At 49.1% G+C, this 566-nt stretch carries 1 pseudogene; it reads right to left on the bottom strand.

The window, feature by feature from the left end:
* A pseudogene (locus OH455_RS23215) lies at window positions 1–566 on the bottom strand (FimV/HubP family polar landmark protein); the annotation flags it as partial.

Below are 566 nucleotides of genomic sequence, written 5' to 3'. Positions count from 1 at the left end.
TTCTGACTCAGCGACAGGCGCTTCAAGCTCTGGCTCTTGTGCAACATCCGCCAGTGCATCGTCTTCGCTGTATTCTGGAAGTTCTAAGTCATCCAGTTCCAATGATTCTTCAGACTCAGCGACAGGTGCTTCAAGTTCAGGCTCTTGTGCAACATCCGCTAGTGCATCGTCTTCGCTATCTTCTGGAAGTTCTAGGTCATCCAGTTCCAATGACTCTTCTGTCTCAGCAACAGGTGCTTCAAGTTCTGGCTCTTGTGCAACATCCGCTAGTGCATCGTCTTCGCTGTATTCTGGAAGTTCTAGGTCATCCAGTTCCAATGATTCTTCTGACTCAGCGACAGGTGCTTCAAGCTCTGGCTCTTCAGCAGCAAGTGTATCAGCCATGAGATCATCAGATATTGACTCGGACACATCATCTTCAATCAGCCAATCATCATCTTCCGGAACCCCAAATTCATTTGGAATAGCTTCAGGTATTGGGGGGGCTGGTTGCTCTATTGCTGGTTCTGGAGTCTCTGGAGTCTCTGGAGTCTCTGGAGTCTCTGGAGTCTCTGGAGTCTCTGGAG

The organism is Vibrio sp. T11.5 (genome assembly GCF_027587155.1).
Classification (GTDB): Bacteria; Pseudomonadota; Gammaproteobacteria; order Enterobacterales; family Vibrionaceae; genus Vibrio; species Vibrio neptunius.
The sequence above is the reverse complement of the archived record's forward strand: the minus strand, read 5'-3'. Positions and strand labels throughout refer to the sequence as shown.